Genomic DNA, 24295 nt, shown 5'->3' on the forward strand with positions numbered 1-24295 from the left:
GGAAAACGACTCAACGAGTTCGTTCGCGGCGGGAACCAACGGTGCTGATGACATGCCGCGCCCGGCTATCAGTCCAGCGCCGTGTCCACCACCCGCTGCGCGATGTCCACCAGCTTGGTGTTGCTGGTCTGCGACAGCTCCCTCAGCATGTCGAAGGCGCGCACCGCGTCGACCTTGTAGCGCTCCATGATGATGCCCTTGGCCTGGCCGATCAGATCGCGATTGGTCAGCGCTGATTCCAGCTGCTCGCCGCGCCGGCTCGCCAGGATCGCCGCGGCGGCGTGTGCGGCCAGCACCGAGCCGATCGCTTCGGCCTCAGCGTCGAACATGTTCGGCTCGAACGCGAACAGGTTCAGCGCGCCCGCGGTGTCGGTGCTCGTGTAGAGCTTGAACGACAGGCTGCTACGGATGCCCATCTCGAGAACCGCCTGTGAGTACCGCGGCCACCGGTGTTCTTCCTTGAAGTCGTCGGTTCGCACGATCAGCTCGTTGATCGCAGCCTCCAGGCATGGCCCTTCGCCGAGTTCGCCCTGCAGCCGGTCGAGTTCCTCCGGCAGCTGCGAGGTGCCGGCGTGGGATTCCACCTTGCCGCCCTTGGTGACGATCAGGACGCCGGCGGCGTCGACTCCCGGAATGGTTTCGATCGCCGTGGCCGTCACGCCGGACAGAACGTCTTCGACGCTGCTGGGCACCGCGACCCGGCGGGCCAGCTCGGCCATTTTCGTGGCCAACGTCCGCCCATCTTGCTCGATCATTGCTGTCCTTCGTGCCTCGTTTCCACTTAATTTACGCGCCCGCTAATCAGCACTCGCACACGATCCGTCCGCTGTGAAGTGGTTTCAAGACCTGTTACCGGCGGTACTTGGTAAGCCATACTCGTCGGTGTGGCAATGAACGGGGAGTCAATGGACATGTCGATACTTGCTGCAACCTCCGAGGGCGGCGGTGCTGCCCTCGACCAGGTCATCGGTTTGAGCGTCGGCGCGGCCGTCGTGTTCGCAGTTCTGCTGTGGATCGGCTACATGCACCGTACGCGCAAAATCACCTGGCTTACTCGGCTAGCCGACGCTTTCGGCCGTCGGTTCAAGCGCCCGCCATGGGTCGCGTTGCCGATCGCGTTGTTCATCACGACCATCATCTGCGCACTGTTCGGCTTCATCTGGGACGTCAGCTGGCATATCGGCAACGGCCGCGACGCCGGGCCGCTGGCCAACCCAGCGCACTACTTCATCCTCTTCGGCCTCTTCTTGCTGTTCGTGGCCGGGATGCTGGCGGTAGTGCTGCCCTACGACAAACCCGGTCCGGCTGCTGTGAGGATCACGCGCAATTGGTACGCCCCCGTCGGCGGCGTGTTGATGGCCGGCTGCGGCATGTACGCGCTGCTCGGCTTCCCGCTCGACGACATCTGGCACCGCATCTTCGGCCAAGACGTAACCCTATGGGGCCCAACCCATCTCATGATGATCGGCGGTGCCGGGTTCTCCACCATCGCCGCGTTGCTGCTCGAGTACGAGGGCCGGATGGCCACCCGCGACAATCCCCCCGAGGAGGGGCTGGGGCTCAAGGCCGTTCAGTACCTGGGCTTCGGCGGCATCGTCATCGGCATGTCGGTGTACCAGATCGAGTTCGACTTCGGCGTGCCGCAGTTCCGGTTGGTCTTCCAGCCGATGCTCATCGCCGCCGCCGCATCGCTGGGTCTGGTCGCCGCCCGAATGATGATGGGCCGCGGCGCCGCGATCCTGGCCGCGTTGTTCGCCATCGGTTTGCGCGGTGCCGTCTCCTTGGTGGTCGGTCCCATCCTCGGCGCGCCGATCAACTGGTTCCCGCTCTACCTCGGGCCCGCGATCGTCGTCGAACTGCTGGCACTGACACCGTTGCTCAAGCGCCCGCTGCTGTTCGGCGCCGTGAGCGGTCTGGGTATCGCCACCGTCGGCCTCTGGCTGGAGTCGCTGTGGATCGGCTCGGTGTACCCGTATCCCTGGCCGACGAGCATGTGGCCGGAGGCGCTCGCGATGGCGGTCCCCGTGGCCATCTTGGTCGGTGTCTGCGGCGCGATGCTGGGCATGGTGTTCACCGGCCAGCGGCTGCCGTCGCGGCCCATCGGGATCGGGCTCGTCGCCGCCGCCGTCGTCGTCATCGGCGGAGCGACCGCCAACGGGCTGCAGTACCACGTCCCCGACCCGAACGTGCTCGCCACGATCAAGCTCACCGAGGCCAGCAACGTCGACGGTCACAAGATGATGGACGCGGACGTGCGGATCAGCCCACCCGACCTCGTCGGCGCCGACCCCGAGTGGGTCTCGCTGCTGTCGTGGCAGGGCAAGATGGAGAACGACCGCGGCATCGTCATCGATCGCCTGCAACGCCTGGGGCCGGGCCATTATCGCTCGAACCAGCCCGTTCCGGTGTACGGGTCATGGAAGACGCTGTTGCGCATCCAGGACGGTAAGAAGATGGCGGGCGTGCCGATCTATCTGGCGGCAGACCCAGGAATCGGCAAACCGGTGGAAGGCATTTCGGCCAACCAGCTGAACTCGCCGACGATCGTCGGTGTGGCGAAGTTCCAGCCGGAGATCACCATTTTGCAGCGTGAACGCACACCCGACACCCCGACGTGGTTGTGGTTCGCCGGCTGCCTGGTGGTGCTGGCCTGCACGCTGACGCTGATCGCCGCGCTCACCTGGGGTACCGGCCGGATCAACAACAGCGAATTCGAGACAACCGAGGACGTCGAGGACCGACCCAAAGCGCAGGCGTGACGGTGCAGCAGGTTCTCGCTCACCATGCGCTGATCCTCGCTGTGCCCGCATTCGTGCCGGCGATCGCCGTCGTCGCGGTGATCGTCTGGGTTGCCGTGCGCGACAGGCGAACTCCTGAGAACACCTCGGAAAGGAACGAGAAGTCGGAATGACGCCACGAGTCGTCGCCGCCCTGATGACCACCCTCGCACTCGTCACCGCGTGCGGGGGATCGAAGAGCAGTGAGCCGAGTTCGTCGGCGTTGCCACCGCCGTCACCGCAGCAGGCCGCACCCAGCCTGGTCGTCGACGTCACGATCAACAAGGGCACCGTCACGCCCACCAACGCCCAGCTCAAAGCCAAAGTGGGACAGCCGATTCGGGTGCAGGTGAACAGTGATGCGGCTGACGAGCTGCACGTGCACTCCGTGCCCGACCACACGTTCCACGTCGACGCCAAGCCGAATCAGACGTTCCAGTTCAGCGTCGACGTCCCGGGTCAGGTCGAGGTGGAGCTGCACAAGCTGGACCGCACCATCGCCACCATCCAAGTTCAGCAGTGACGCCCGACCATCAGGCCGTGCTCGCACATGGGCTCGGCGGCTCTACCGACCTGCCCGTACCGCTCGGCTTCGCCTTGGTGGGTGCCGCCTGGGCGTTGACGTTCACGTTCGCAGTCGTGGCGTTCGCGTGGCGCAAGCCGCGGTTCGACCCGGCCAAACCCGGTCGCGCGCTTCCGGATTGGGTGACCCGCGTAGTTGATGCCCGGTTGACGCGTTGGGTGGCGGCGGGCGTCGTATTCGTGTTCACGGTGTGGGTAGTGATCGGCGGCATCTACGGCCCGCAGAACAACCGCAACGCTCTACCCGGAGTGTTCTACGTGCTGCTGTGGGTGGGAGTCGTCGCGGTGTCGCTGGTGTTTGGCCCGGTGTGGCGGGTGATCTCGCCGATGCGCACGGTGTATCGCACCGTGCAGCTCTTCGGATTCCGCCATGCCCGCTATCCGGATCGGCTCGGCTACTTCCCGGCCGCGTTCGGCTTGTTCGCGTTCGTCTGGCTGGAGCTGGCCAGCCCCGATCCCGGCTCGCTGCACGGAATCAAGCTGTGGCTGCTGGTGTACGCCGTCGCGATGATCATCGGTGCGGAGATCTGGGGTGAGCGCTGGTTCGCCCGGGCCGATCCGTTCGAGGTGTACAGCGTTGTGGCATCGAGACTTTCGCCGTTTCGCCGCAATCGCGACACGGGGCGCATCGTGGTGGGCAACCCGTTCGACCACCTGCCGTCGCTGCCGGTGCGTCCCGGTGTGGTCGTTGTGCTCTCGGTGCTGCTCGGGTCGACGGCGTTCGACAGCTTCTCCGCCACGCCGGGCTGGCGCAACTTCGTCGACGACCTGTCCGGTGGGTCGGTGCTGACGGCAACGTTGGTCAAGACATGCGGACTGCTGGTGTTCGCAGCGGTTGTGGCGCTGACGTTCTCGGCGGCGGCCTGCGCTACCGGCGGCGTGGACCGCCGCCAACGGCTGGCGTTGCCCGGCCAGATGGCCCACTCGCTGATCCCGATCGTCGTCGGCTACATCTTCGCCCACTACCTCAGCTACCTGGTGGAGCGCGGACAGGAGACGTTCGTGCGGCTCGGCGATCCGCTGGGACGCGGCTGGAATGTGTTGTGGCTCAGCAATGCTGAGGTGTCGTACGTCTTGTCGTCGCATCCGGCGGCGTTGGCGACGATCAAGGTCGCATTCGTGGTGGCCGGGCACATCGCCGCGGTGATCGCCGCCCACGACAAAGCGCTGCGCGTCCTGCCGCAGGGACACCAGCTGACCGGGCAGTTGGCGATGATGCTGGTGATGGTCGGCTACACGTTCACCGGCCTGTACCTGTTGTTCGGCGGATAGCGATGGCCGACGCGCTGCTATGGGTACTCGCCGCCCTCGCTGTCGCGGAGGCGGTCGGGCTTGCGGTACTGGCAGTGCTGCTGCTGCGGACCCGCCGTGAGGCCGACGAACTGAGGTCGCGCGTCGACACCCGCCAGCAGCTGATCACCGGTGGCCGCGAGGCGGTCAAGACGGTGTGGCAGACGGCGAACCTGATCCGCGAGCGCGGGCTGGGCGCGGCGGTGCGCAGTTCGATCGAGGAGCTCGCCGACTGGGCCGAGGTCGAGCGGCCTGACCTTGCGCGGCTGACGCACGGCGGCAACGTCGTGATCTTGTTCTCCGACATCGAGGAGTCGACGGCGCTCAACGAAAGCATGGGTGACCGGGCGTGGGTGCGGTTGCTCGCCCGCCACGACAAGCTGGTGCGGCAGTGTGTGGACAAGCACTCCGGGCACGTGGTCAAAAGCCAAGGCGACGGTTTCATGGTCGCGTTCGCGCGCCCCGACGAGGCGGTGCACTGCGCGCTGGCGATTCAGCAGGCGCTGCGCAAGCAGGCGAAGCGGTTGTCCGGCAAGGCTATTCGTGTGCGCATCGGCATCCACATGGGCAAGTCGGTGCGACGCGGCGACGACCTGTTCGGCCGCAACGTCGCGATGGCGGCGCGGGTCGCGGCCCAGGCCGACGGCGGCGAAGTGCTGATCAGCGAGCCGGTGTTCGACGCGGTCAGCGACGAGGTGGAGGTCGGCGAACCGCGCGAGGTGGAACTCAAGGGCTTCCGAGGCACGCATCTGCTCTATCCGGTGGAAGTGGCCGCCTAGCAAGCGGTTTCAGGGCTCACCGGCGTGACGAAAGCGCCGAGAACAACGCCCATAGCGAACACAGCGCCGCCGCGCCCGTCGCCGCCGCTGCGATGTAAAACCCGTAGCCGACGGTCACCGGCGGATGGATCTTCTGGTGGTAGTACACCGCCGTCATCGCGCCGATCGACAGCGAAAGCACAAGGGCGGCAACGGCGGACATGCGCGCCGACAGTTCGCGCGCGGTCATCGCGCCGGCGACGACGAGCACGGAGGCCAGCAGCATGATCAACTGCCCGGCGTCGAACTTCGTCGGCGGCGACAACGCACCCACGGTGCCGCCGATCGCGCTGGAATGCCCACCCCCGCTGACGTTCGTGGTCCGCCACGGCAGCCATCCGCTGACCGCGATCACCGCCGCGAACAGCACCACCAGCCAACCGGGACGCAGCCGGATCATGGTTGGCACCCTAGCGCGTCGACGCGGCACTACTGTGAACGTCCATGGCGGAGATTCCGGATTGGGCTCGACGGCTCAACATGTCGCCGCACCCCGAGGGCGGCTGGTTCGTCGAAACGTGGCGCAGCGAGTTGACGATCGCCGAATCAGCGCTCCCGCCCGATTACGCCGGCCCGCGCAGTGCCGGCACCGCGATCCTGTTTATGCTGCTGCCCGGCCAGCAGTCGGCCTGGCACACCGTACGCAGCGCGGAGTTGTGGATGTTCCATCGCGGCAGCCCGCTGCTGCTGGATGTGGGCCGTGAACAAGCAACGGCCACAACGCATCTGCTCGGTTCTGACCTGGACGCGGGCGAAGAGCCGCAAGTGCTGGTGCCGCCGGGATATTGGCAGCGGGCACGGCCCCGCGACGACCAGCCCAGCCTCGTCAGTTGCGTGGTGGTGCCGGGCTTCGACTACGCGGATTTCGCGTTGGCCGCGGAGTAGCGTTACCCAGAATGCGGGGCCACACCATCGTCTGCGGCGACGACGCCTTGGCGATGCGAATCGTCGAGGAGCTCAACAGCGCCGGTACATCGGTGGTCATGCTCACCTCGCCCGCCGAGCTCGCCGAGGCCGGCATCGACCACGCGAACGCCATCATCTGCGTGGCACACAACGACGCGATCAATCTCGAGATCGCACTGCTGGCACGCGAAGCCAACCCGAATGTGCGCGTGGTGGCCCGCTTGGTCAATGCCGTACTGCGAGAAGCGGTCGCAGGCGGCAACGGCCCGGGGGCGATCCTCGATGTCGCCGACCTGGCCGCGTCGTCGGTGGTCGAAGCGTGTCTGTCGCGCACCACGCACGCGATCACGATCGCCGGCGTCGAGTTCGTCGTCTCCGGCACCGAGGCGCCGCGCGACGCCACGCTACGTGAACTGTTCGGCGACCTCGCGCCCGTCGCAGTGATCAAAGGCGAGACCGCCCCGCACGCCGGCGAGGTGGTGGCCTGCCCGGGCCGCGACCTCGAGGTGCAAGCCGGCGACTGGACGGCCATGTTGGGCACCGCCGACGAGCTGGCCGCGCGCGGTATCCGGGCGGAGCCGCCGACAGCCAATCACCGCTATCGGCGCCGGTGGTGGGTGCGGATGGTCGACGGGCTGCGGATGCTGCGCGAGGACATCAACCCGCTGTTCTACCGCCTGCTGGCAGTCACGCTGGCGTTGCTGGTGGGCTCCACGATGATGCTGCGGTTCGCCTACCAGTACCCCGGCATGACGTGGGTGGACGCACTGTATTTCTCCACGGAGACCATCGCGACCGTCGGCTACGGCGATTTCAACTTCATCGAACAGCCGACCTGGCTGCGGCTGTGGGGCATCGTGATGATGTTCGCCGGCGTCACCACCGTCGCGATCCTGGTGGCGTTCATCGCCGACCTGCTGCTGTCGCGGCGGTTCGCGCAGTCGGCGGGCCGGCGGCGGGTGCGGCACCTGCGCCGCCACGTGATCGTCGTCGGCCTGGGGTCCTTCGGCATCCGCGTCGTCAGCGACCTGCGGGCGGCCGGCTACGAAGTCGCCGTCATCGAGAACAACGACGAGAACCGCTATCTGTCGGCGGCCGCGGCACTGGACGTCCCGGTGATCTTCGGCGACGCGACGCTGCGCCAGACGCTGGAGGCCGCGCGGGTTTCCGAAGCGCGTGCGGTTGCGGTGCTCACCCAGGACGACATGGTGAACATCGAGATCGGCATCGTGCTCAAGGAGATTCTCGGCTCGCGGTGGCGCCGGCGCGGCAACCGGCCGGGCGTGCCGGTGGTGCTGCGGGTCTACGACCGCGCGCTCGGTGCCGCGGTGGCGCACCGGTTCGGCTTCGCGAACGTGCGCTCCACGGTCGAGCTGGCTACGCCGTGGTTCATCGGCGCGGCGCTGGGGCTTCAGGTCATCGGCACGTTCTCGGTCGGCCAGCGGTCGTTCATGGTGGGCGGGGTGCGGGTGGAACCTCGTAGCGAGCTCGACGGAATACGCATGATCGAGATGTCCACCCACACCCGCGTCATCGCCATCTGCCGAGAGGACGGCACGTTCACGGTGCATCCGCGCCGCGAAACCCGGCTCACCGCCGGCGACACGGCCTATCTGGTGGGGCCGTACCGCGAACTGCTCGACACCCTGCGCAAGGGCCAGTTCGGGATCAGCGCAGCGAAGACAGGTTGAACACCGCGCCGGTCGGGTCCGCAGCGGACGCCAGCCGCCCGTACGGGGTGTCCTCGGCCGGGCGCAGCACACTGCCGCCCAGGTCGGTGATCAGCTGCAGGGTCTTGTCGACGTCGTCGGCACCGAAGAACGTGACCCAGTGCGACGGGACGTCGTCGGGCAGAATCGTAGACCCGTCCATCAGGCCGAGTCCGTCCTGACCGTCGAAAACCGCTGCGTGATAACGGAATTCGTCGGTGTCATGCTCGACGCGGGTCTGCCAGCCCAACACGGTGCGGTAGAAGTCGACCGCCTTGGTGAACTCGCGGGTGGTCAGCTGATGCCAGACCGGCGCGCCGGCCTCGCCGATCACCTCGAAGCCGCGATGGCCGGTGGGCTGCCATAGGCCGAAGGGCGCGCCGGACGGGTCGATGCCCATCGCCATCCAGCCCTTCTCCGGGACTTCCATCGGCGCCACGCACACCGATCCGCCTGCGCTGCTTACGGTTTCGGCGGTCTTGTGGATGTCGGCGGTGTGGAAGTAGATGTTCCACGCGTCGGGAGCGTTCCATTCGGGCTGGTTCTGCATCAGCCCTGCGACGGGCTTGCCGTCTTTGGCTGCGTTGATGTAGCCGCCGTAGTCGGGACCGGGCGACTCGAACGTCCAGCCGAAGACAGCGCCGTAGAATTCCTGGGCGCGGTCGACATTCGACGACGACAGGTCGATCCAGATCGGTGCGCCAAGCGGTGCGAGGGTCATGTGAGTCTCCTTTCAGCTCGCCGGTGTTGACTGCCGCTCGCGCAGAAACTCATCGCTCGCGCCCCGCGAGCGTGCGCTGTTGTGCGTGGTTCTCGGCGTGTCGCCGGGCAGACGCGCACGGTCGCGCAAGCGAGGCGAGGTTCACGCTAGGCGAGGCCCAGTACGCGCAGGGCGTTCTCCTTGAAGATCAGCCGCCGCACCTCGGGATCCATGCCCAGGGTGTCGAAATCGCGAAGCCAGCGGTCGGTCTGGATGAACGGAAAGTCGGTACCGAACAGCACTTTGTGCTTGAGCTGACGGTTGGCCGCATGCACCAGCTGCGGCGGGAAATACTTCGGCGACCAGCCCGACAAGTCGATGTAGACGTTCGCCTTGTGCGTGGCGATCGCGATCTGCGAGTCCACCCACGGCACCGCGGGGTGGGCCATCACGATCGTCAGCTCCGGGAAGTCGGCGGCCACGTCGTCGAGCAGCATCGGGTCGGAGTGGCGCAACTTGATGCCGTAGCCGCCCGGCATGCCGGCGCCCAGCCCCGTCTGCCCGGTGTGAAACAGCGCCGGGACGCCGGCCTCGGCGATCGCCTCGTAGATCTGGTAGAACCGCCTGTCGTTCGGGTCGAACGCCTGCGCGCTCGGATGGAACTTGAACCCCTTGACGCCATGGTCGTGAACCAAGTTACGCACGCGGCGCACCGCCCGCTGACCTTTCCACGGGTCGACGCTGCCGAACGGGATCAGGATGTCGTTGTTGCGCGCGGCGCCGTCCACCATGTCGTCGATGGAGTTCGGCGGATGTCCCGACGCGGACTCGGCGTCGATGGTGAACACCACCGCGGCGATGTTGCGCTGGCGGTAGTGCTCGGCCAGTTGGTCCACGGTGAAGCTGCTCTCGGGGCCGAGCTTGAAGTATTGCTGGGTGGCCGCGGCGAGCTGGTCGTCGGTGGCCTTGTGCCCGTGGCTGTCGACCTCCACGTGGGTGTGGATGTCGATCGCCTGAACGCCGGCGAAATCGATGCCGTACTCGTACATCTGCCCTCCTGATTCTGCGCACAGATCGCAGTTTTCGCAGAAATCGCGATCTCACCGCAGTCTCGACGGGAGCTACGCCGCGAAGACCGCCTTGAAGTTGTCCAGCGATTCCCGGATGTCGCTCTTGAGCGCTCCGGCGACAAGCATCCCGATCGGGCCGAACAGCGCGGGCCCACCCAGGTGTACGTCGAACGTGACCTGCGAACTCGACGGATCGTTGTCGTTGGGCTTCACCTTGCCGATCAGCTTGACCTTGACGCCGCCCTTGCCGTCGCCGTTGAGCGTCATCGCCTGCGGCGGCTTGTAGTGCACGATCGTCCACTTGATCCGGTTGGGCATGCCCTTGACCTCGACGATGGACTCGACCTCGGTGCCCTTGTCCAGGGTCTCGGGCAGCTTGCTGCGCCACACCCGGTGGATGGTCAGCCACTCCTTGTAGCGCGACAGGTCAGAGGCGCAGTCCCATGCCTTCTCCGGCGGCAACGGGACGTCGACGGAGACAGAGAGTTTCGCCATATGTCAGGTCTTCGGGTTGCCCTTGTCGACGGCCTTTTTGGCCGCTTCCTGAACCTTGTCGACAGTGTCTTTGTACTTGCCTTGAGTCTTTGAGTCGACGATGTCGGCCGCCTTGTCGATCGCGGTTTCCACCTTGTCGGCGTTCTTGCCCAGCAGGTCTTTGGCCTTGTCGAGGAAACTCATGCCGTCATTGTCGTCGAGCGCCCGTCGTCTTTACAAGCGAGGCCGACCGTCGAGGCTCACAGGTGCCACCATTCGTCCCGCGCGGACGAGTCCGGCAGCTCGAGCCGGTGACCGGGCTTGGGCACCGCGACGTCGACGCCGGCATCCGCGGCCGCGGGGACGAGCCGATCGACGGGCTCGGCCCACGGGTGCGGTGCGAGCCGGAACGTGCCCCAATGAATCGGCAGCAGAACGCCTTTGGCGGCACCGTTGAGGTCGACGTGCGCGCGGACCGCTTCCTCGGGGTTCATGTGGATGTCCGGCCACAGCTTGTTGTAGGCGCCCACCGGCAGCAGCGTGAGGTCGAACGGGCCGTGCTGCGCACCGATCTCGGCGAAGCTGCGGGTGTAGCCGGTGTCGCCGCCGAAGTAGGCGCGGTGGCGCGGGCCGGCGATCACCCACGACGCCCACAGCGTGGTGTTGCGGCTGACGAACCGGCCAGAGAAGTGCCGCGCCGGTGTGCACACCAGTGTCAGATCGTCGATGGGAGTGCTTTGGCCCCAATCCAATTCGACGATGCGATGCTTCGGGATGCCCCAGCTGCGCAGGTGCGCGCCGACGCCCAACGGGACGACGAACGGCGCCCGCTGGCTGCGGGCGAGCGCCAGCACAGTGTCGAGGTCGAGGTGGTCGTAGTGGTCGTGGCTGATCACCACGACGTCGACGGCCGGCAGCGACTCCAGCGGGATCGGCGGCGGATGCAGCCGCTGCGGGCCCACGGCGTGCGACGGCGAGCAGCGCTCACTCCACACCGGGTCGGTGAGCACGCGGTAGCCGTCAACCTCCACCAGTGCGCTGGCGTGGCCGAACCAGGTGACCGCCAGCGGCGTCGGTGCGCCCAGGCCCGCCGGCCGTTCCACCGGAATCTCGCTGGGTGGGCGGCCGGCGCGACCGCCGAGCATCTCGCGCAGCATGATCCGCTGCTCTTCGCGGCTGACCTCGAACATCGACGTCGGCTCGAGGTTCGCGAACGCGCCGTTGCGGTAGTTCGGCGATCCGGCGGCGACTTCCCGGATGGCCAGCGGGCTGGCACCCAGCGCGGCCGGTGCGCCCCGCAGCGCGCGCAGCAACCACCCGCCGCCCAGCAGCGTGGCCGTGCCGACGCCGACCCGCAGCGCGCCCGACAACATGGCCGCTCAGGCGCCCTTGAAGTTCGGCGGCCGCTTCTCCAAGCGCGCCACCTGCGCCTCGACCACGTCTGAGCTGTTCCATGCCTTGTCGAACAGTTCCTTGTGCACGGGTCGCTGTTCTTCGTAGGCGCCGTCGTCGTTGAGCACGCGTTTGGCGTGGCGCAGCGCCAGCGGCGCGAGCCCGGCGATCTCCTCGGCCCACTTCTGCGCGTCGGCCAGCGAGCCGATCCGGTTGGCCAGCCCCGTCTGCAGCGCGACGTCGGCGGTCAGCTTCTCCGCGGTCAGCAACATCGCCCGCGCACGACCGTACCCGGCCAGCGACGACAACCGTCGGATGCTCCAATTGTCAAGCGCCAGACCATATTTCGAGGTCGGGAATTGGAAGAACGCGTCGGGCGACACCACCCGCAGGTCGCAGATCATGGCCAACTGCAGGCCCGCGCCGATCGCGGGCCCGTTGATGGCGCCGATCACCGGCATCGGCGCCTCGTCGATGGACTTGTGCAGGGCGATCAGCCGGTCGGGATAGTCCGCGGCGAACGCGTCGCCGGACAGATCGGCCCCGGCGCAGAACACACTGCCCTGCCCGGTCAGCACGATCGCGCGGATGTCGTCGGCCCCGGCCTGCTCGATCGCCTTGCGCAGCTCCTCGACGAGCTCGGAATTCAGCGCGTTGCGACGGTCCGGCCGCTGCATCTCGATGGTGGTGACCTTGTCGACCCGGGTGACACCGATCATGACGTCACCATATCGAGGACGCCGAATCGGGCGTCACCAGCTGCCAGTCTTCGGGTAGCCCCGACGTTTTGACCGCCTGACCCTCGGCTTCGACGTGCACGGTCACCGGCCCCAGCCGCAGGTCGGCCAGCTCGAGCCGTCCCCAGGCCGACGGCAACCGCGGCGATACCTCCAGCCGTCGGTGCGGCACATGCGGGTGCAGGCCCAAAAACGAGCGCACCAGCAGCAACGGCGCCGCACTGGCCCACGCCTGCGGAGAACACGACGTCGGATACGGCACCGGGGAAGCGAACTGCTCGCGGGGGAAGCCGCAGAAGAGCTCCGGCAGCCGGCCGCCGAACGCGCCGGCCGCGTCCAGCAGCCCCTTGGCCAGCCGCTCGGCCAGCTCCGCCGCACCCGGCAGATGCGCGTACCGCAGCAGCCCGGCGATCGCGATCGCGGTGTCGTGCGGCCAGACCGATCCGTTGTGGTAGCTCATCGGGTTGTAGCAGCCCATGGTGGTGGCCAGGGTTCGCAGCCCGAACCCGCTGTCCATCTCGGCGCCGGACAGCCGCTCGATGATCTTGGCCGCGTGCTCGTCGGGGGCGATGCCGGTCCACAGGCAGTGGCCCACGTTGCTGGTCAGCGCGTCGATCGGGCGTTTCCACCGGTCCAGGCCAGTGGCATACCACCCGCGGTCCGGCAGCCAGAACGCCTCGCAGAACCGCTCGCGCAGCTCGGCGGCGCGCTGCCGCAGGCGCTCGGCGTCGCCGGACTCGCCGAACTCCTCGGCCAGCTCTGCGCGGGCCAGCAACGCCGCGTACGCATACCCCTGCACTTCGCACAGCGCGATCGGCGGTTCCGCGCGGCGCCCCTCGGCGTCGTTGATGCCGTCGAAGCTGTCCTTCCAGCCCTGGTTGATCAGGCCGCGATCGGTGGCGCGCTGGTATTCGATGAAGCCGTCGCCGTCACGGTCGCCGTAGCGCGCCATCCAGTCCAGCGCGGCGTCGGCCGCGGGCAGCAGCGACCGCACCTCCGCCGGGTCGGCGCCCCACCGCCAACATTCGCCGAGCAGCATCACGAACAGCGGTGTCGCGTCGATCGACCCGTAGTACACCGTGCCGCCGAGCACCGCGTCGCTGGCCGGGCCGCGGCGCACCTCGTGCATGATCCGGCCCGGTTCTTCCTCGGTGATCGGATCCACCCGCCGGCCCTGCACCTTGCTCAGCAGTTGCAGAGTCCCGACGGCCAATTCCACGTCGAGCGGCAACGCCATCCATGCGGTCAACAGGCTGTCGCGGCCGAACAGCGTCATGAACCAGGGTGCGCCGGCGGCCACGAACGGGCGGCCGTGCACCTCGTCGGTCACCAGCAACGCGCCCAGGTCGCTCTCGGTGCGTTGCAGCACCAGCGACAGCACCGGATCGTCGGCCGCCACAGCCGTGGTCGTGTCGCGCCAGGCCTCGATCTTGCGGGCCGGCCCGCTGGACTGCGGCTCGTCTGTCCGGCCGAAGCGGCTGGCCACCTTCTGGTCGACCCACGTCGGCTGCGCAAGCACCTCGGTCTGCCAGCATCCACCGGGTGGCACGACCACTCGCCACGACAGCGAGCCGGGCAGCACGACAGGATCCGCCGACGCGCTGATGCTCAGCCCGCGTACGCGGTCCATCGGGTCGTAGAGCATCAGCTCGCGGTTCAGCACCGCCTTGTCGGCGCTCGCGGTGGCCGCGCGGCCCTCCTTCACCGCGAACAGGTCTGTGAAGTCGGCGTCGGCGTGCAACTCCAGCGACACCACGGTGCTCTCGCGGTCGAGGTTGTACACCGAGATCGTCTCGCGCATGCCGTCGGCGACCAACCGGTCGCGCACGATCAGCAGCGTGCTGTCAGCGGTGCCCGACCGCGGCGGGCGCCGCGAAACGAATTGCGCCGCAAAGGCTTCCGGAGCCTGCACATCCAGCGCCTCAGCGGTCTTGCCGTCGACGCGCAATTCCCACCGGGACAGCACGCGGGCGTCGCGGAAAAAAAGTCCATGCGATTTGCCCGCCCGCACGTCGCCGTGCCGGTCAGACAGGCAGAACGTGGCGCCTTCGACCAGCGTCACCGTGTCGCCGCCGGAACCGATCGCGGCGGGTTCGCTGCCGTTGAGCGGGGTCGGCTGACCGGTCATGCGCTGACCTTCTCACTGATGGCCGGCACCTCGGCCGCGCGGCGCCGGGATCTGCGCCACGGCATCCGGCGCGGGCTGTCGGTGCGCTGGCCGACCATGCGGCGGTAGATGCGTTCGTAGCCCGAGCCGAACGCAGCGACGCTGAACCGGGTCGCGACGTGCCGGCGGCAAGCGGCCGGGTCGATCGCGTCGAGCTTGTCCATCGCGGCTGGCAGCTGCGCGGGATCGTCGCAGATGAAGCCGGTCACACCGTCGGCGACGACTTCAGGTACCGCGCCGGCTCGCAGCGCGACCACCGGCGTGCCGCACGCCATCGCCTCGATCATCACCATCCCGAACGGCTCCTCCCACTGCACCGGGAACAGCACACAGCGCGCTCCCGCCAGCAACTTGCGCTTGCTGTGCGCGTCGGCCGGGCCGAAGACGTGGTCGGTGTCGGTGAGCAGCGGCCGCACCTGTTCGTCGAAGTAGACCTGCTCGTGCGGTTCGTCGCACTTGCCGGCCAGCACCAGCGGCACACCGGCGGCGTGGGCGGCCTCCAAGGCCAGATGCGCACCCTTGTAGCTGGCGAACCGGCCCAAGAACAATGCGTAGTCGCCCTTTTCGGCCTGGAACGGGAAGTCGTCGACCCGCAACGCGTTGTGCACGCGGCCCACCCAGTTGAGGTCCGGGGCGAGTTCCCGCTGCCGATCGCTGATCGCGACCAGCGCGACGTCACCGCCGAGCTCGCGGTAGTAGGGATAGAGGTCGTCGTCGATCGGCCCGTGCACCGTGACCACGGTCGGTATGCCGAGCGCTTTGTAGAACGGCGCGTTGAGCGGCCCGGCGAAGGTGTGGTCGTGCACGAGGTCGACCCCTTCGTTGACAGCAAGGCGGGCGATGGCGTTGCGCACCTTGACCGCGTGCATCACTTCGGGGTACGGCTGACCCAGCCGGTCGCCGACGGTGTGGTCCCACAGCGGCACGAACCGCGCCTTGGTGCCCGGTTCGCCGGCACCCAGGAGTGTCACGTCGTGGCCGCGGTCCACCAGCGCGTCGGCCAAGTCGGCAACCACAGCTTCGGTGCCCCCGTAGCCCTTCGGCGGCACGTCGAAGTAGGGCGGGGCGACGAGCACGATCCGCATCGGCTGGACCACCTCGGCATCCCGGACGAACTCGGTGCCACGCATCAAGAACTCCTCCCTTCTGTCCGCCTTGCGTTAGCACTCTCGGTCGACGACTGCTAATTATGGCGACGAGAATCCTTCTGCGCCAGTCGAACTCGGCGGCCGATACCGTGGTGCGGTGAGCCGGATCTCTCCCGCGCAGTTGCGCGACGCCGTGCTCGATGCCGGATCGTTAGTCAGTTGGGACACCGGTGGCGAGGAGTCGGTGCGCAGCGGCGAGGGCCGAGTGCATGGCCGCCGCGTCGCGGTGGTGGCGAGCGAGTTCGACTATCAGGCGGGATCCATCGGCGTCGCGGCGGCGGAGCGGATCACTGCAGCCGTCGAACGCGCGACCCGTGAGCGTCTGCCGCTGTTGGCGTCTCCGAGCTCCGGCGGAACCCGGATGGGGGAAGGCACCGTCGCATTTCTGCAGATGGTCAAGATCGCCGCGGCGGTGGAGCAGCACAAGAGGGCCCATCTGCCGTATCTGGTGTATCTGCGGCACCCGACGACAGGCGGCGTGTTCGCGTCGTGGGGCTCGCTGGGCCACGTGACCATCGCCGAACCCGGCGCGCTGATCGGCTTTCTGGGACCGCGGGTCTACGAGCAGCTGTACGGCGAGCCGTTTCCAGCGGGCATCCAGACCGCGGAGAACCTGCAGCGGCACGGCGTGATCGACGGCGTGGTGCCGTTGAAGTGGCTGCGGCGCACGCTGCAACGGGCGCTGAAAGTGATCGTCGACCCGCCGGCGCCGGCGCCGAAGCCGCCCGAGGCGGAGCCCACGCCCGACGTGCCGGCATGGGACTCGGTGCTGGCGTCACGTCGTCCCGACCGTCCCGGTGTCGGCTTTCTGCTGCGGCATGGCGCGACCGAGAAGGTGGTGCTCTCCGGCACCGGGCAAGGACACGCGACGTTGCTGGCCCTGGCCAGGTTCGGCGGCCAGCCGGCCGTGCTGCTGGGGCAGAAGCGCACCAGCGACAGCGTGGGCCCGGCGGCGCTACGCGAGGCGCGCCGAGGAATGGCGCTGGCCGCTGGACTGCGGCTGCCGCTGGTGCTGGTGATCGACACGTCCGGGCCGGCGCTGTCGGCCGAAGCCGAGCAGGGCGGCCTCGCGGGCGAGATCGCACAGTGTCTGGCAGAACTGGTCACGTTGCCTACGGCGACGGTCTCGGTACTGCTCGGGCAGGGCAGCGGCGGGCCGGCGCTGGCAATGGTGCCCGCCGACCGGGTGCTGGCCGCGTTGCACGGCTGGCTGGCGCCGCTGCCGCCGGAGGGTGCCAGCGCAATCGTGTATCGCGACACTGCACACGCAGCAGAACTGGCTGCGGCGCAAGGCATCCGGTCGGCCGACTTGCTGGCGGCCGGGATCGTCGACGCGATCGTGCCCGAGCATCCGGACGCCGCCGACGAGCCGATCGAGTTCGCCAAGCGGCTGTCGCGTGCGGTTGCGGCCGAGTTGGGCGCGCTGCGCAGCCTGCCCGACGAGCAGCGCAACGCCGACCGGTTGGCGCGCTACCGGATGCTGGGCTGACTCACCACGGGTTCTGCTGCTGCGGCGGCTGCTGCTGCTGCGGCTGAGACGGCGGCTGTTGATAACCGGGCTGGCCCGCACCGTAGTAGGGCTGCTGCGGCTGGCCCTGCGGATATCCCTGCGCGCCGTAGCCGGCGCTGCCGTAGTAGCCGTACTGCGGCTGCCTGGGCGCGGGCGGCTTGATCACGCCGGCCGATATCAGCAGCGCGGCCACCGCGAGCGCCGACTGCAGGAACCCGGTCACCAGAGCCAGGATCAGCCCCACCCCGGCGCCGAATTCCTGGCCGCCCAGACTGTCCACCAGTCCGATGAGCAAGAACAGCAGCGACAGGAAGCCGGCGATCGACAGGCCGGCGACGGCTGCCTCGTTGGCACGCTGCTTGGGCAGCAACGCGAATCCGGCGATCAGCCCGGCGGCCAACAACAGGCTCAGCCCGATGACGCCCACACCGACCCCGAAGTTGTCGAAGAAGCTCATCGTGTTGTCGTCGTCGGATGGGCCGCCGCTGCTCGACACCGCGCCGCCTTGGGCGTACGGCGCGAAGCCGAGGAAGAAACTGATGATGCCGAGGGCGACGACGCCGATGTTCAGATAGAACGGCAGGCCTCGCTCCTCCCTGGGCGGGGCGCCGTAGCCCTGCGCCTGCGGTTCTTGCGGCGGGCCGCCGTAGCCGCCCGGGCCCGTCGAATACGTCATCACCTGCTCCTTGTCCAGCGCGGTTCAGCGCGGTCCAGCGGATCGTCGCCGCGGCGATCGCGCATCGACCCTATCGCCTGGCTGCGCGGGTGGCCGGCGCGTCGAGGTAACGCTGCACCGTCGGCCCCAGCCAGCCGACCACGTCGTCGCGCGTCATCGCCGTTACCGGCGGGAGTTTCAGCACGTAGCGGCACATCGCCAGGCCCAGAATCTGGGTGGCGATCAGCCCGGCCCGCTGTGCTGCCGCATCGGCGGCCAGGGTCGCGACCATCGGCTCGAGCTGACCCACGAAGATCTGTCGCATCCTGTCGGCCGCCTCGGCATTGGTGGCGCTGGACTTGAGCAGTAGAACCAGCGCCTCGTCGCCCTCCCAGCGGTCGAGGAAATGGCGCACCAAGGCCTCGCCGAGTCGGTCGCGCGGCGAGGTCGTCAAGTCAGGAAAACGCAGGTCGAATTGCGCCGCGGCCGCGAACAGGCGGTCCTTGCTGCCGAAATAGCGCATCACCATCGCCGGGTCGATCCCGGCGTCGGCGGCGATGGCGCGGATGGTCGCGGCCTCGTACCCCACCGCAGCGAAGCGTTCCCGGGCCGCGGCCAGGATCGCCGCCTTGGTCTGTTCGGAGCGCTTCGCTACCACGTCAACAAGTGTAGGCCAACAAGCGTTGACATCGAGGCCAGTTCGAGCGCATGCTGAAAGTCAACAAGCGTTGACAAAGGAGGTCACGATGGATTCGACGGATGTACTGGTCGTGGGCGCCGGCCCGACGGGACTCACTCTGACCGCGGCGCTTGTCGGACGGGGCGTGCGCACCAAGTTGGTCGACGCGTTGCCCGCAGGCGCCAACACGTCGCGCGCCGCCGCAGTGGCCGCCCGCACGCTGGAGGTGCTGGAGCAGATCGACGTCGCCGATCAGCTGGTCAAGCATGGCATCCAGGCGCGCACCTTCAGCATCCGCGACCGCGACCGGGTGCTGATGCCGCTGGATTTCAGCGGCTTGCCCACGCCATACCCGTACACGCTGATGATCTCCCAGGCCGAGACCGAGCGTATGCTGCTCGATCGCCTCGAAGAGCTCGGCGGGCAAGTCGTGCGCCCGAAGAAGCTGGTGGGTGTGCAACACCGGGCCCACGGGGCGGTGGCGACGTTCGACGACGGCGATCAGATCGCGGCACGCTACGTGGTGGGCGCCGATGGAATGCACAGCGCGGTACGCGCGGCCGCCGGCATCGGCTTCCGCGGGCACGCCTACGCGGAGGAGTTCGCGCTGGCCGACGCGCGGTTGCGCGGTGATGTGCCGGTCGGCGAGATCCTGCTGTTCTACGCACGGGCGGGGCTGCTGGTAGTCGCACCGCTGCCGGGCGACGTATTCCGCATCGTCGCGCCTGTGCCCGATGCGCCGCGAGAGCCGTCACAAGGGTTCGTGCAGCAGATCCTCGACGAGCGCGGCTTCGGTGCGGGCCGGCTCACCGTCGCAGACGTGCTGTGGGGCTCGCACTTTCGCATCCACCACCGCGTGGCCGACACCTATCGCTCAGACCGGCTCGTGCTGGCCGGCGACGCCGCGCATGTGCACAGCCCGGCCGGTGGACAGGGCATGAACCTGGGCATCCAGGACGCCATCGCGCTGGCCGAGGTGCTGGACCGCGTCATCGGCGGTGCGCCGGAGGTCCTGCTCGACCGCTACAGCGCGCTACGGCGGCCGATGGCCCAGCAGGTACTGCAGTTGACCGACCGACTGACTCGGCTGGCTACACTGCCACCGGCATTGCGGCCGATCCGGAACACGTTGATGCCGTTGGCTTCTCGCATGCCCGCTGTTCGCACCAAGCTGACCTGGCAGCTCAGTGGTCTGGTGTACCGCTAGCTCCGCCAAGCGATTTCAGGCGGCGGCCGCGTCGTCGCCGAACTGGGTGACGTACAACTCGGCGTAGCGGCCGCCGCGGGCCAGCAGCTGCTCGTGAGTGCCGCGCTCGACGATGCGGCCGTCCTCGATCACCAGAATGACGTCCGCGGCGCGCACCGTGGACAGCCGGTGTGCGATCACGATCGACGTGCGGCCCGCCAGCGCCTCCGAAAGTGCTTGCTGCACAGCGGCTTCGGAAGCGGAGTCCAGTGACGCGGTGGCTTCGTCGAGTACCACGACGCGGGACTGCCCCAGCAGCAACCGCGCGATCGTCAGGCGCTGCCGCTGCCCGCCCGACAACCGGTATCCCCGCTCCCCCACCACCGTGTCCAGGCCGTCGGGCATGTCGGCGACCACGTCCGCGAGCCGGGCCCGGCGCAGCGCTTCCCAGAGTTCGTCGTCGGTGGCCTGAGGCGCAGCCAGTTGCAGATTCGAGCGGATCGACTCGTGGAACAGGTGCCCGTCTTGGGTGACCATCCCGACGGTGTTACGCAGCGACGCGAACGTGACGTCACGCACGTCGACGCCGTTCAGCCTGATCGCGCCGGAGTCGACGTCGTAGAGCCGGGCCAGCAACGACGCGATGGTCGACTTTCCCGCGCCCGACGATCCGACCAGGGCCACCATCTGACCGGGCTCGGCGGTGAACGAAATGCCGTGCAGCACTTCGACTCCGCCCCGATCATCCAGCTCGGCTACCTCCTCCAACGAGGCCAGCGACACCTTGTCCGCCGACGGATAGCTGAACCGCACGTCGTCGAACTCGACACGCACGGGCCCGTCGGGAACCGCGACGGCGTCCGCTGACTCCCGGATCAGCGGCACCAGGTCTAGCACCTCGAACACCCGCTCGAAACTCACCAGCGCACTGGCGATTTCGACGCGTGCATTGGCCAGCGCGGTCAACGGCGCGTACAGCCGGGTCAGCAGCAGCGCAAGTGAGACGATCGCGCCCGCCTGCAGATGGCCGCCGATGGCCAGCACCCCGCCCAGCCCGTACACCAGCGCCAGCGCCAACGCGGACATCAGCGTCAGCGAGTTCATGAACGTCGACTGCAGCATCGCCGAACGCACACCGATGTCGCGTACCCGCCCGGCGCGCACCGCGAACTCCGCTGACTCGCGCTCCGGACTGCCGAACAACTTGACCAGCGTCGCGCCCGGGGCCGAAAAGCGTTCTGTCATCTGAGTATTCATTGCGGCGTTGTGGATCGCGCCTTCCCGGCTCAGCCGCGCCATCGTCGAGCCGATCCGCCGCGCCGGCCCCACGAACAACGGCACCAGGAGCAGCGCGAGCAGCGTCACCTGCCACGAGATCCCGATCATCACCGCCAGCGTCAGCGTCAGCGTCACCGCGTTGGACACCACACCGGACAGCGTGTCGGAGAACGCCCGCTGCGCACCGATGACGTCATTGCCGAGGCGGCTCACCAGCGCGCCGGTGCGGGTGCGGGTGAAGAATGCGACGGGCATCCGCTGGACGTGGTCGAAGACGGCCGTACGCAGGTCCAGGATCAGCCCTTCGCCGATCGTCGACGACAGCCAGCGTGTCACCAGCGCGGTACCGGCCTCGGCCAGCGCCACGGCGGCGATCACCAGTGCCAGCACCATCACCGTCGACGACGGCCCGCCGCGCACGATCGCGTCGATCACCTTGCCGGCCAACATCGGGGTGGCCACCGCCAGCAGCGCGGTGCCGACGCTCACCGCGACGAACACCGCGAGCCTGCGATGATGCCGACCGGCGAACCGCCAGATCCGCCGCATCAGTGCGCGGTCAGCCAGCGAGCGCAGGTCGCCGCCGCGCGCGCTCATCTGCCGGTACAGGGTGGTCCGGGCCACCGATTCCATGCTCATCGCGCCCACGCTAGAACCTCAACAAAGGTGAAGGTCAAACATTCCCCGCCGGGAGGGCCCTGCACGTCCCCCGCTTCGGGTCGCCAATCAGGCAAGATTGTGCACATGGACAGTGCTGCCTCTCCGCGTGTGCTGGTAGTGGATGACGACGCCGACGTGCTCGCGTCGCTGGAGCGCGGACTGCGGCTGTCCGGATTCGACGTGGCGACAGCCACCGACGGCGCCGAGGCCCTGCGCAGCGCGACCGAGACCAGGCCCGACGCCATCGTCCTTGACATCAACATGCCGGTGCTCGACGGCGTCAGCGTGGTCACCGCGCTGCGGGCGATGGACAACGACGTGCCGGTGTGCGTGCTGTCGGCGCGCAGCTCAGTCGACGACCGGGTCATGGGGTTGGAGGCCGGCGCCGACGATTACCTGGTCAAGCCGTTCCAGCTGCAGGAGCTGGTGGCGCGGGTGCGCGCACTGCTGCGCCGCCGCGGGGCGACGGCGACGATGTCGTCGGAGACCATTCAGGTGGGTCCGCTCGAGGTGGACATTCCGGGCCGGCGCGCTCGGGTCAACGGCGTGGACGTCGACCTGACCAAGCGGGAGTTCGACCTGCTCGCGGTGCTCGCCGAACACAAGACCGCGGTGTTGTCGCGGGCCCAGCTGCTGGAGCTGGTCTGGGGTTACGACTTCGCGGCCGACACCAACGTGGTCGACGTGTTCATCGGCTACCTGCGCCGCAAGCTCGAGGCGGGCGGCGCGCCGCGGCTGCTGCACACTGTTCGTGGAGTGGGCTTCGTCCTGCGAACGCAGTAGTCACCGATGAACCGGCTGTCACGCATTTTCCGGCGCACCCCGTCACTTCGGACGAGGGTCGCCTTCGCGACGGCCATCGGCGCGGCCATCCCGGTGCTGATCGTGGGCACCGTGGTATGGGTCGGCATCACCAACGACCGCCTGGAGCGGCTGGACCGCCGGCTAGACGAGGCCGCCGGGTTCGCGGTGCCGTTCGTGCCGCGCGGACTGGAGCAGATCCCGCCGTCGCCCAACGACCAGGACGTCGTCATCACCGTGCGCAAAGGCGACCAGGTCCGCTCCAACTCCGACGTGGTGTTGCCGCCGCTGACCGCCGACTACGCCGACACCAACGTCGACGGGGTGCGCTACCGCGTCCGCACGGTCGACATCCGCGGGTCGGAGCCGCCGATGTCGCTGGCCGTGGGCGCCACCTACGACGACACCATCGCCGACACCAACAACCTGCACCGCCGCGTGATCTTCATCTGCATGTTCGCGATCGTGGCCGCGGGCGTCTTCGGATGGCTGCTGGCCGCGTTCGCCGTGCGCCCGCTGAAACGCCTTGCGCAGCAAGCCCGCTCGATCGACGCCGGCGACGAGGCGCCCGACCTGGAGATCCGCGGCGCCACCGAGGCGGTGGAGATCGCCGACGCCGTGGAAGGCATGCTGCAGCGCATCTTCAACGAGCAGGACCGCACCAAGGCCGCGCTGGCTTCGGCCCGCGACTTCGCGTCGGTGTCTGCCCACGAGCTGCGCACGCCGCTGACCGCCATGCGCACGAACTTGGAAGTGCTGGCCACGCTTGACCTTCCCGACGAGCAGCGCAAGGAAGTGCTCAACGACGTGATCCGCACGCAGTCGCGGATCGAGGCGACGCTGTCGGCTTTGGAACGGCTGGCTCAAGGCGAGCTGTCGACCTCCGACGACCATGTGCCCGTCGACATCACCGAGCTGCTCGACCGGGCCGCGCATGACGCGATCCGCATCTATCCCGACCTGGACGTGTCGCTGATGCCGTCGCCGTCGGTGATCATCGTGGGCTTGCCGGCCGGTCTGCGGCTGGCTGTGGACAACGCGATCGCCAACGCGGTCAAGCACGGCGGAGCGACGCGAATTCAGTTGTCGGCAGTCAGTTCTCGCGACGGCGTGGAGATCGCCATCGACGACAACGGCACCGGGGTGCCGGAAGAGGAACGCGCGGTGGTGTTCGAACGGTTCGCCCGCGGCTCGACGGCCTCGCACTCCGGGTCCGGTCTGGGCTTGGCGCTGGTCGCCCAGCAGGCCGAACTGCACGGTGGCACAGCGTCTTTGGAGTCCAGCCCGCTGGGTGGCGCCCGGCTGCTGCTGCGGTTGCCGGGGCCGAAGCCGTCCGAGTCGCCGTTCTGATTTCCGCCGAGCGTGCGTGTCTGCGCACCGACACGCCGCGGACGCCGATACTCGACGCACGCTCGGGCCGACCGAGGGCTGCCGGGCGGATCGGGAAGTCGATCTCGGGTTTGCCTGTCACCCCGCGGACGGCAGCGGGCACACTGGGGTGGTGGCAGAGGACAACGACACCTTGACCCGGATCAACGCGCTGGTCGCCGAGGAGAAGGAGCTGCGCGCCAAACTTCAGCGCGGAGAGATCAGCGGCGACGAAGAGCAGGCGCGGCTCAACGCGCTGGAAGCACAGCTGGACCAGTGCTGGGACCTGTTGCGGCAGCGTCGCGCGCTGCGCGAGACCGGCGGTGATCCCAAGGATGCGCAGGAACGCCCCGCCGATCAGGTCGAGGGCTACTTGAACTGACAGGGT

25 protein-coding genes are annotated in these 24295 nt (G+C 68.3%); 12 read left to right on the forward strand and 13 right to left on the reverse strand.

What is annotated here, in order from left to right:
* Positions 1 to 68: 68 nt before the first annotated feature.
* Positions 69 to 755 (reverse strand): GAF and ANTAR domain-containing protein, encoded by a 687-nt coding sequence (locus AC5Y4N_RS02105; protein WP_499906617.1) that lies wholly within the window; start codon positions 753 to 755, stop codon positions 69 to 71.
* A gap of 135 nt (positions 756 to 890) precedes the next feature.
* Between AC5Y4N_RS02105 and AC5Y4N_RS02110 the strand changes: the two genes are divergently transcribed.
* The 5 genes from AC5Y4N_RS02110 to AC5Y4N_RS02130 are packed head-to-tail and all read left to right on the forward strand — an operon-like array spanning position 891 to position 5428.
* Positions 891 to 2759, forward strand: coding sequence for a hypothetical protein (locus tag AC5Y4N_RS02110; RefSeq protein WP_499906620.1), 1869 nt, complete (start codon positions 891 to 893; stop codon positions 2757 to 2759).
* Positions 2756 to 2911, forward strand: coding sequence for a hypothetical protein (locus AC5Y4N_RS02115; RefSeq protein ID WP_499906622.1), 156 nt, complete (start codon positions 2756 to 2758; stop codon positions 2909 to 2911). The genes AC5Y4N_RS02110 and AC5Y4N_RS02115 overlap by 4 nt, the downstream gene beginning before the upstream one ends.
* Positions 2908 to 3300, forward strand: coding sequence for a hypothetical protein (locus tag AC5Y4N_RS02120; protein WP_499906625.1), 393 nt, complete (start codon positions 2908 to 2910; stop codon positions 3298 to 3300). The genes AC5Y4N_RS02115 and AC5Y4N_RS02120 overlap by 4 nt, the downstream gene beginning before the upstream one ends.
* Positions 3297 to 4631 carry a hypothetical protein gene (locus AC5Y4N_RS02125; RefSeq protein ID WP_499906627.1) on the forward strand — a complete coding sequence of 445 codons (1335 nt, stop codon included), beginning with the start codon at positions 3297 to 3299 and terminating at the stop codon, positions 4629 to 4631. The genes AC5Y4N_RS02120 and AC5Y4N_RS02125 overlap by 4 nt, the downstream gene beginning before the upstream one ends.
* Before the next feature lie 2 nt (positions 4632 to 4633).
* Positions 4634 to 5428 (forward strand): adenylate/guanylate cyclase domain-containing protein, encoded by a 795-nt coding sequence (locus tag AC5Y4N_RS02130; protein WP_499906629.1) that lies wholly within the window; start codon positions 4634 to 4636, stop codon positions 5426 to 5428.
* 16 nt (positions 5429 to 5444) lie between these two features.
* On the opposite strand, the gene AC5Y4N_RS02135 is transcribed toward AC5Y4N_RS02130, so the two are convergent.
* Entirely contained in the window at positions 5445 to 5867 is a 423-nt protein-coding gene (locus AC5Y4N_RS02135; protein ID WP_499906631.1) for a hypothetical protein, read from the reverse strand.
* A 44-nt stretch (positions 5868 to 5911) separates the two neighbouring features.
* On the opposite strand from AC5Y4N_RS02135, the gene AC5Y4N_RS02140 reads away from it, so the two are divergent.
* Both AC5Y4N_RS02140 and AC5Y4N_RS02145 read left to right on the forward strand, forming a co-directional pair.
* Positions 5912 to 6352 carry a cupin domain-containing protein gene (locus tag AC5Y4N_RS02140; RefSeq protein WP_499906633.1) on the forward strand — a complete coding sequence of 147 codons (441 nt, stop codon included), beginning with the start codon at positions 5912 to 5914 and terminating at the stop codon, positions 6350 to 6352.
* Positions 6353 to 6363: 11 nt separating this feature from the next.
* Positions 6364 to 8064 (forward strand): NAD-binding protein, encoded by a 1701-nt coding sequence (locus tag AC5Y4N_RS02145; protein WP_499906635.1) that lies wholly within the window; start codon positions 6364 to 6366, stop codon positions 8062 to 8064.
* Here the strand turns inward: AC5Y4N_RS02145 and AC5Y4N_RS02150 are convergent.
* The 8 genes from AC5Y4N_RS02150 to AC5Y4N_RS02185 all read right to left on the reverse strand — a co-directional run bounded on the left by AC5Y4N_RS02150 (position 8042) and on the right by AC5Y4N_RS02185 (position 15752).
* The gene (locus tag AC5Y4N_RS02150) at positions 8042 to 8803 is read right to left on the reverse strand and encodes a VOC family protein (protein WP_499906637.1); all 762 of its coding nucleotides are present in this window, start codon (positions 8801 to 8803) and stop codon (positions 8042 to 8044) included. The two genes, AC5Y4N_RS02145 and AC5Y4N_RS02150, sit on opposite strands and share 23 nt — an antisense overlap.
* Positions 8804 to 8949: 146 nt before the next feature.
* Positions 8950 to 9831 (reverse strand): amidohydrolase family protein, encoded by an 882-nt coding sequence (locus AC5Y4N_RS02155; RefSeq protein ID WP_499906639.1) that lies wholly within the window; start codon positions 9829 to 9831, stop codon positions 8950 to 8952.
* 72 nt (positions 9832 to 9903) lie between these two features.
* Positions 9904 to 10347 (reverse strand): type II toxin-antitoxin system Rv0910 family toxin, encoded by a 444-nt coding sequence (locus AC5Y4N_RS02160; protein WP_499906641.1) that lies wholly within the window; start codon positions 10345 to 10347, stop codon positions 9904 to 9906.
* Positions 10348 to 10350: 3 nt separating this feature from the next.
* Complete coding sequence (locus tag AC5Y4N_RS02165; protein ID WP_499906643.1) at positions 10351 to 10530, reverse strand: antitoxin; 180 nt, start codon at positions 10528 to 10530, stop codon at positions 10351 to 10353.
* Between the two features lie 56 nt (positions 10531 to 10586).
* Positions 10587 to 11696 carry an MBL fold metallo-hydrolase gene (locus AC5Y4N_RS02170; RefSeq protein ID WP_499907448.1) on the reverse strand — a complete coding sequence of 370 codons (1110 nt, stop codon included), beginning with the start codon at positions 11694 to 11696 and terminating at the stop codon, positions 10587 to 10589.
* Positions 11697 to 11705: 9 nt separating this feature from the next.
* Positions 11706 to 12437, reverse strand: a complete 732-nt coding sequence (locus tag AC5Y4N_RS02175; RefSeq protein ID WP_499906645.1) for an enoyl-CoA hydratase — start codon at positions 12435 to 12437, stop codon at positions 11706 to 11708.
* A gap of 4 nt (positions 12438 to 12441) precedes the next feature.
* Positions 12442 to 14583 carry an amylo-alpha-1,6-glucosidase gene (locus tag AC5Y4N_RS02180; protein WP_499906647.1) on the reverse strand — a complete coding sequence of 714 codons (2142 nt, stop codon included), beginning with the start codon at positions 14581 to 14583 and terminating at the stop codon, positions 12442 to 12444.
* Complete coding sequence (locus tag AC5Y4N_RS02185; RefSeq protein ID WP_499906649.1) at positions 14580 to 15752, reverse strand: glycosyltransferase family 4 protein; 1173 nt, start codon at positions 15750 to 15752, stop codon at positions 14580 to 14582. Before AC5Y4N_RS02185 ends, AC5Y4N_RS02180 begins: the two co-directional genes overlap by 4 nt.
* 115 nt (positions 15753 to 15867) lie before the next feature.
* Here AC5Y4N_RS02185 and AC5Y4N_RS02190 point away from each other — a divergent pair, with 115 nt between their 5' ends.
* The gene (locus tag AC5Y4N_RS02190; RefSeq protein WP_499906651.1) at positions 15868 to 17259 is read left to right on the forward strand and encodes a carboxyl transferase domain-containing protein; all 1392 of its coding nucleotides are present in this window, start codon (positions 15868 to 15870) and stop codon (positions 17257 to 17259) included.
* A 1-nt stretch (position 17260) separates the two neighbouring features.
* Here AC5Y4N_RS02190 and AC5Y4N_RS02195 read toward each other — a convergent pair whose 3' ends face one another.
* Complete coding sequence (locus tag AC5Y4N_RS02195; RefSeq protein WP_499906653.1) at positions 17261 to 17956, reverse strand: DUF5336 domain-containing protein; 696 nt, start codon at positions 17954 to 17956, stop codon at positions 17261 to 17263.
* A 70-nt stretch (positions 17957 to 18026) separates the two neighbouring features.
* Positions 18027 to 18593 (reverse strand): TetR/AcrR family transcriptional regulator, encoded by a 567-nt coding sequence (locus AC5Y4N_RS02200; RefSeq protein WP_499906656.1) that lies wholly within the window; start codon positions 18591 to 18593, stop codon positions 18027 to 18029.
* Between the two features lie 88 nt (positions 18594 to 18681).
* On the opposite strand from AC5Y4N_RS02200, the gene AC5Y4N_RS02205 reads away from it, so the two are divergent.
* Complete coding sequence (locus AC5Y4N_RS02205) at positions 18682 to 19821, forward strand: FAD-dependent oxidoreductase (protein WP_499906658.1); 1140 nt, start codon at positions 18682 to 18684, stop codon at positions 19819 to 19821.
* A gap of 15 nt (positions 19822 to 19836) precedes the next feature.
* Here AC5Y4N_RS02205 and AC5Y4N_RS02210 read toward each other — a convergent pair whose 3' ends face one another.
* On the reverse strand, positions 19837 to 21717 hold the full coding sequence (locus AC5Y4N_RS02210; protein ID WP_499940443.1) for an ABC transporter ATP-binding protein: 1881 nt from the start codon (positions 21715 to 21717) through the stop codon (positions 19837 to 19839).
* Between the two features lie 105 nt (positions 21718 to 21822).
* Here AC5Y4N_RS02210 and prrA point away from each other — a divergent pair, with 105 nt between their 5' ends.
* The 3 genes from prrA (at position 21823) to AC5Y4N_RS02225 (ending at position 24289) form a co-directional block, all read left to right on the forward strand.
* The gene (prrA, locus tag AC5Y4N_RS02215; protein WP_499906662.1) at positions 21823 to 22521 is read left to right on the forward strand and encodes a two-component system response regulator PrrA; all 699 of its coding nucleotides are present in this window, start codon (positions 21823 to 21825) and stop codon (positions 22519 to 22521) included.
* A gap of 6 nt (positions 22522 to 22527) precedes the next feature.
* Positions 22528 to 23889, forward strand: a complete 1362-nt coding sequence (locus AC5Y4N_RS02220) for a sensor histidine kinase (protein ID WP_499906664.1) — start codon at positions 22528 to 22530, stop codon at positions 23887 to 23889.
* 151 nt (positions 23890 to 24040) lie between these two features.
* The gene (locus AC5Y4N_RS02225) at positions 24041 to 24289 is read left to right on the forward strand and encodes a DUF2630 family protein (RefSeq protein WP_499906667.1); all 249 of its coding nucleotides are present in this window, start codon (positions 24041 to 24043) and stop codon (positions 24287 to 24289) included.
* Positions 24290 to 24295: the final 6 nt, after the last annotated feature.

It is taken from the genome of Mycobacterium sp. NGS19 (assembly GCF_059813155.1).